The organism is bacterium, from assembly GCA_012517375.1.
Lineage (GTDB): Bacteria > Hydrothermota > Tepidihabitantia > B3-TA06 > B3-TA06 > JAAYVC01.
This window is the reverse complement of record JAAYVC010000031.1, coordinates 1-6,408: the sequence shown is the minus strand read 5'-3', so window position 1 is coordinate 6,408 and position 6,408 is coordinate 1. Positions and strand designations below refer to the sequence as shown.

The 6,408-nt window shown below is 50.0% G+C and carries 4 protein-coding genes; 2 read left to right on the top strand and 2 right to left on the bottom strand.

The window, feature by feature from the left end; all coding sequences use genetic code 11:
- Window positions 1-421: 421 nt before the first annotated feature.
- Window positions 422-1,384 carry a UbiA family prenyltransferase gene (locus GX441_04030; GenBank protein ID NLI97813.1) on the bottom strand — a complete coding sequence of 321 codons (963 nt, stop codon included), beginning with the start codon at window positions 1,382-1,384 and terminating at the stop codon, window positions 422-424.
- Window positions 1,385-1,541: 157 nt separating this feature from the next.
- Window positions 1,542-3,659, bottom strand: coding sequence for a T9SS type A sorting domain-containing protein (locus GX441_04025; GenBank protein ID NLI97812.1), 2,118 nt, complete (start codon window positions 3,657-3,659; stop codon window positions 1,542-1,544).
- Between the two features lie 299 nt (window positions 3,660-3,958).
- Here GX441_04025 and obgE point away from each other — a divergent pair, with 299 nt between their 5' ends.
- Window positions 3,959-4,951, top strand: coding sequence for a GTPase ObgE (gene obgE / locus GX441_04020; GenBank protein ID NLI97811.1), 993 nt, complete (start codon window positions 3,959-3,961; stop codon window positions 4,949-4,951).
- The gene (gene dprA, locus GX441_04015; protein ID NLI97810.1) at window positions 4,948-6,039 is read left to right on the top strand and encodes a DNA-protecting protein DprA; all 1,092 of its coding nucleotides are present in this window, start codon (window positions 4,948-4,950) and stop codon (window positions 6,037-6,039) included. Before obgE ends, dprA begins: the two co-directional genes overlap by 4 nt.
- Window positions 6,040-6,408 lie beyond the last annotated feature (369 nt).

The following is a 6,408-nucleotide window of genomic DNA, read 5'->3' as shown; positions in this document are numbered from 1 at the left end:
CTGCTATGAGATTGCCGCGTCCTAACGCCTTCGGCGTTTCTCCTCGCAATGACGTTGGAGTTCGTGACGCTTTTCATCAAACGGGACTCCATTTCTCGAATACTGACTAACCATCACAGAAATTTTGTCCAGCTTCTGTCTGTCTTTTGACCACCTTTTGTCCATCTTCTGACCAGCTTTCCCACCCCAAGAAATCGCTTCGCAATTTCTTGGGGACCCCGGGTCTGGAATCGATTCTGCCGAATGCATGCGCTTCCAGCGCTCGTTCGGCGCATGCCACCTCTGGTGGCTCTTTGTCCTGCTTTTTTTCCGTAAAAAGGGACCTCGTTTCGGCATACGAATGCAGGGATTCGTGCCACGGCGATAAAAGAAACCCCGGAGATTAACAACCCACTTTTGTGAGCTTAAGTCGCGTAAAAAATTAGGTTGCAAGAGATTGTTTCACGTGAAACACGAGCCTTGCGGTCACGATGAGCCACAAGATCGCCAGGGCAAACGCAATATACACAAGAAGAATGAGTCCTTCAATTAATTTCACTCTCTTTTTTGCCAAGAGTATTAAAATAGATGAGATTGCACCTGCAGGTATCGCAGCCCAAAAGAGCGGAATATAGTTGAGAATGAGCGGCGTGGCAAGGTAGGAAACCAGAACGAGCGCCGCATTTACCCGCAAGCCGCTTTCTAAGCCAAGAATGGTGAATAGAGTCCTGACGCCCCTTGCCCGGTCGCCCTCAACGTCGGCCATGTCCTTAGTGCCGAATGTCAAGGTCAAGGTGAGGAGGATCAATATAAGCATCCTTACAGGAAAGAGCGTCCAGTGCGCATGACTCGCAAAACCGGAGACCATCACTGCAAGGCCTGCGAGCGCTAAAAGGAATACGTTCAGGGGGTATACCTTTTTCGCACGCAGAAGGGGGGTCGAATAAACAAGGGATACAATATGCGCAGAAAGAAGCGCAAGGAAACTATCCAACCCGCACCTTGAAACAATTACCAGAGAGAAAATCGATAATCCTGCGGCAAGAATCCACGAACCTCTTCGGGAAAGAACCCCTTTTGTGAAAGGGGTGTCCTTGCCTGCCAACCGGTCGATTTCTGAGTCAAAGATATCGTTCAAAAACACGGCAGCCTGGAAAGCGATAAAAGCAGATACGGTCGACCACAGAATGAGGTAGATATCCAGGGGTTTGTTAGCGACTGCGGCGCCTATTACTGCACCGCCTGCCGCGAAACCGCCGTAGTGGATGAGCCTTAAGGGTCTCAGAAGTCTAATGACCGCGAAAAACCTTTTTGGCGCAAAAATCAGAGGGATGGCGGTTCCTAATGCTATTATAGATGCAAGGATTATGTCGAATACTCCTGGGGGGTATATAGAGATTGTCATCGCCCTGAGTTTACCCTTCGACTGGGAAATGTCAATTAATAATGCTTGTAAAACCCGGCGATGTTTCACGTGAAACGCATCGAAATATATCGTGGAAATCCCCTAAAACAAGAGAGGCGGCACCATGGCCGCCTCAAAGCATTAAAAAGAGTCTAATTTAAAAGATAACGACCTTGCGTACGGCGGAATAGTCCGGCGTGACAAGCTTGACGAAGTATACCCCGGAATGAGCGCTCAGATTGTATGAATGATTGCCCTGCGCCGCAGAACCCTCAAGAAGTGTTGAAACGAGTTTGCCTGTGGCGTCGTACACCTTAAGGCTAACGCTGGCCGCCTTGGGAAGGGTAAAGTTGATATTCGTTCCCGATATGGAAAGGCCGGGAGCGTAAAGGTATGGCTTCTCGGCGATACCGGTCCAGGGTGTTCCGTTAAAGTTGACGATCCTCAATGCTCCGTCTACACCTGTAACATAAAACTCTGCAGTAAAGGGAGCTTCATCAAGGCATATCCAGTCCTTAAACTCGATTAAGGTCGAATCACCCGGCTGAAGGGTATCCGATACTCCCACGCTGTCCATGTATTCGGCAGTGGTTGGTCCCGGGGTTATATCCGCATGGCAGTAAAAATTAACTGCGGGATCGGTGCCTATGTTCGTGAAGTATGCCGCGGGCTTCATCTTGTCTACAGTGGAACCTTCCTCAGGTCTGACTACCGTAGTAGCCACGACTTCGGTTCCTGAAGCGATAGTTGCATACGCGACCTTTGTGTTGTTCGTAGAGTCGTAATCCGCTATCGTCTTCTCGGGCCAGAGATAAACAACAACTTCTACGCGATACTGGTCGCCGGGTACGCCTGAAGGCTCCCAGTCCGGGAACGTTATCTCCTTCTCCTGGCCTGGATCAAGGTACACTATTCCTTCTTTGTTGCCCTTGTTGTAGTTGGCTCCGGGTCCTGTGATAAAGCACTTGGCGTAGCCTGAGTCTATTTCCTCGCCCAGATTGGCAATAACCGCCTTAGGCTCTATTGTCCCCTTCTGTATCTTGCCCACGGGCTGCAGAATCCTCGTGCAGGCAAGGTCGCGCTCGCCGCCAGGACCGGGTCCGCTTGATCCGCCAAACCAGTTATAGTATATCTCGTAGTTGCCATCGCGGTTGTCTGTCCAACTAGCGTGAACGTTTCCATTTTTATCGGCTGTCAGATTAATATAACGTGACGTATAACCGTCATTTGCGGTTAACGGTTGCGGTGTTCCCCATGGTCCGCCTGCCGGACGCATTGCGTAGAATATTTCGTTAGCCGCTCCGCCGGCCTGGTCCCAGCCAACCCATACGTTGCCGAACGTATCCGAACAAATTGAAACGTAACTAATCGATGTCGTAGAGTTTGATATAGTTACAGGTGCGTTCCAGCTGCCGCCTACATTATCGATAACTCGAACTTGATAGGGAGAAGGGTAACTCAGGTAGGCGATAAAGATATTACCATTTTTATCGCTGCAGATAGAAGTCGGGTAAACGTGATAAGCGCTGTTTGCCGGCAGAACGTACTCGCTTGACCAGGAGGTTCCATTCGGGCTCCACATGTGCCCAATTGTATACGACGGGCCTGCTGTCCTGTAAATCCCCATTGATATGTGCCTTGTACCGGTAGGTGTCAAGCAAATCGAAGGCGCTACAAAATAATGGTAGTCGGTTGAAGGCGGTGCCCAAATATCAGTCATAGGCGTCCAGCTGCCGCCTGCAGAGCGTTCGCGGTACCGGATTCGATAAACAAAAGCCGGATTGTTCCACGTGCCTGTTGTTACAATAAAGGAAGTTCCTGCCGAATTATTAGCTATGGATTGTGCGCGCATGTTATCGCCCGTGTAGAAGTGATCGTACTCAGAGCCCCAGGAAGAACCGTTGTATCCGTTATAATACTGATGGCTGGAATAATCCCATACGACGTGCGCGTTAGTGTTATCGCCTGCCGCCACGCCTACATCGTAGGAAACCGAACCAGTGCTTAGCGCGGTTCCTGAACCTGGAGCTGGCGGTGTTCCTATCGGAAAGACAACGCCGCGTACGTACTGTGTGAAGCTCTGATCTCTCCAGACTATATAAACGTCTGCGTTATCGGCAGCAATGCTCCAAGCTCCGCTGTTGTAAGCGGAGTACGATGAAGAAGCCGTATTGGAGATTCTTGTATCGGTGTGCCACTGAGCAAAAACGGGAGATGTAGCCAACATCAGTCCCGTAATAATAAAAAGTGTTGCCAGCACTTTTCGTCTAGTCATAATATACCTCCTAGTAGATATAACTCTTTTGACTTTACTATTTGTGGAAATTTGAAAGGAATTAAGACCTATTCTACCCGTATCCCAATCTCGCCTTCCTGTCCTGTATATTCTCGCCTCTTTCATTGCGCTGCTTACCCTCCTTGAGTTTAATTTTTTTGTTTTCAACTTAATGCACTTATCAGAGGCGTAAATAGTCTGATTATTTTAAATCATAGTCCTTAAATAATAAATGTCAAGCACCAAAAATACAGCGCATACGAAACTTGATTTTTTTTCACATTTGAATAAAGTTAAATATGCGTTTCGTAGATGAGGTATCAGTCAAGGTTATCGCCGGAGACGGAGGCTCGGGGTGCGTCAGCTTCAGGCGCGAGAAGTTCGTCCCGCGCGGCGGGCCTGACGGCGGCGATGGCGGAGACGGCGGTTCCGTTTACCTTGAAGGGAACCTGCACCTTGCAACGCTAGCAGATCTCGAATACCACGTAACGTACAAAGCGGGAAGAGGCGTTCACGGAAAGGGTAAAAAGATGTACGGGGCAAGAGGCGAAAGCAGGGTAATCGAGGTGCCTTTAGGCACAGACGTTTACAATGTCGAGACAGACGAGTTGCTGGGTTCAGTTCTCAAGCACGGTGAGCGTCTTCTTGTCGCAAAGGGCGGAAAGGGCGGCAGGGGCAATGCGCATTTTGCATCCTCAACTCATCAGGCGCCGAGAGAGTTCGAGGAGGGTAAACCAGGAGAAAGGCGCAAGCTTAAACTCCTTCTTCGGCTTCTTGCCGATGTAGGTCTCGTAGGACTTCCGAACGCCGGCAAATCCACTTTACTCAAGGCTCTTACTAATGCCGAGCCTAAAATAGCCTCCTATCCGTTCACAACACTTTCACCCAACCTCGGCGTACTTCGCGACGAGCATCTTTCCTTTACCTTGTCCGATATCCCGGGGATAATTGAGGGCGCCGCAGAGGGGAAAGGATTAGGCTTGAGATTCCTGCGCCACATCGAAAGAACCAGCGTTCTTCTCTTCGTACTTGCCGCGGACGAAAACCCTCAAGAAGCCTTCTGCACGTTAACCTCCGAGCTTGCAAGCTACAACCCCGATCTTCTTCAGAGAAAGCGGATAGTCGTCGTAAACAAGATGGACATCTCAACGAAAAAGCCTAAAATCAAAGGCGAAAAAAAAGTGATTTACATATCAGCTCTGAAAGGAGACGGCATTTCAGAGCTGAAAAATAGATTGAACGAGCTTCTTGCTTGCCATTCGTCTATCCGTAATCCGGGAGGCAGGAATTGAAAAACGAAGCCTGTGTTGACCTTCTTTCCATAGAAGGTCTCGGTCAAACGCGTCTTTCAAGGCTTCTGGATAAGTTCGGATGCGCCGAAGCCGCTTTAAGCGCTTCAAAGAATGAACTTTCCGAAGCAGGCTTGGGCGATAAGATAGCGGAAAGGGTTGCCTCTTACAGGCGAACGGATAGGGTAAGAAAAGCTCTTTCCACGCTCTCAGAGATAGGAGCCAGAATAATCTCCTTTCTTGACCCTGAGTATCCGGTTCTTCTTAAATCATCGCAACAACCTCCAGCCGTTCTCTTTGTCAGGGGTAACCTTTACGCTGAAGAAAAGCTCGTCATCGCAATCGTAGGTACTCGTCATCCTACAGGCTACGGACGCGCAGCGGCTGAAAGACTTGCCCGGGAGTTGGGAACACGGGGAGTAGTAATCGTATCCGGCGCTGCTCGCGGCATAGACACACTTGCACACAAAGGCTGCCTGAGTTCGGGTTCTCGAACCATTGCGGTTCTCGGATGCGGAATAGACATAGCGTATCCTCCTGAGAATAGTGAACTTTTCGGGCAAATCTCAATGCAGGGCGCTGTAATCAGCGAATTCCTGCCTGGGACGACACCTGAACCCGGCCTTTTTCCGCGACGCAACCGAATAATCGCAGGCATCTCGCACGGCGTCGTTGCCGTAGAGGCTGGACAATCATCAGGCGCGCTAATCACAGCTAGATGGGCTGCCGATGCAGGTCGTGAGGTGTTTGCCGTGCCGGGCGGAATTTTTTCAGACCAGTCGCAGGGAACAAATAAGCTCTTAAAGGACGGCGCCAAACTCGTAGGTCGGGTTGAGGATATTTTAGAGGAGTTCGGCTCCGTCTACCGTCCTACAAGTAACGCAGAAGCTAAAGATAAAGTCGTAGGACCCGAGCTCGATCCGGACGAGCTCCGCATATACCGTCTTCTTGGTCCAGAGCCCATGCATGTGGACAGTCTTGTGGAAAAGCTAAGGATAACTTCTTCGGCGCTTCTCCCAACTCTACTGAGTATGGAACTTAAGGGGGTCGTCAAGCAGGTCTCAGGCATGAGGTTCGTGAGAATTCTATAGAATTCCCGGCACCAAGTCAGATTTAACTCTTTGCGGTCAGGAATCATGGTCAAATACTCCCCCAAAGTAGCGGCTGGAAGCCTACAGCTTCGGCAGAATCGATTCCAGACCCGGGGTCCCCGAGAAATTGCGAAGCGATTTCTTGGGGTGGGAAAGATGGTCAGAAGATGGACAAAAGATGGTCAAAAGGTGGTCAGAAGGTGGTCAGAAGCTGGACAAATTCCCTGACGTGATTAGTCAGGATTCGAGAAATGGAGTCCCGTTTGATGAAAAGCGTCACGAACTCCAACGTCATTGCGAGGAGAAACGCCGAAGGCGTTAGGACGCGGCAATCTCATAGCAGTATCTTGATTTTACGGCGCAGAGCCG

Coding starts and splice junctions, on each gene's coding strand:
- GX441_04025 (NLI97812.1), bottom strand. CDS start 3,659: ATGACTAGACGAAAAGTGCTGGCAACACTTTTTATTATTACGGGACTG.
- obgE (NLI97811.1), top strand. CDS start 3,959: ATGCGTTTCGTAGATGAGGTATCAGTCAAGGTTATCGCCGGAGACGGA.
- GX441_04030 (NLI97813.1), bottom strand. CDS start 1,384: ATGACAATCTCTATATACCCCCCAGGAGTATTCGACATAATCCTTGCA.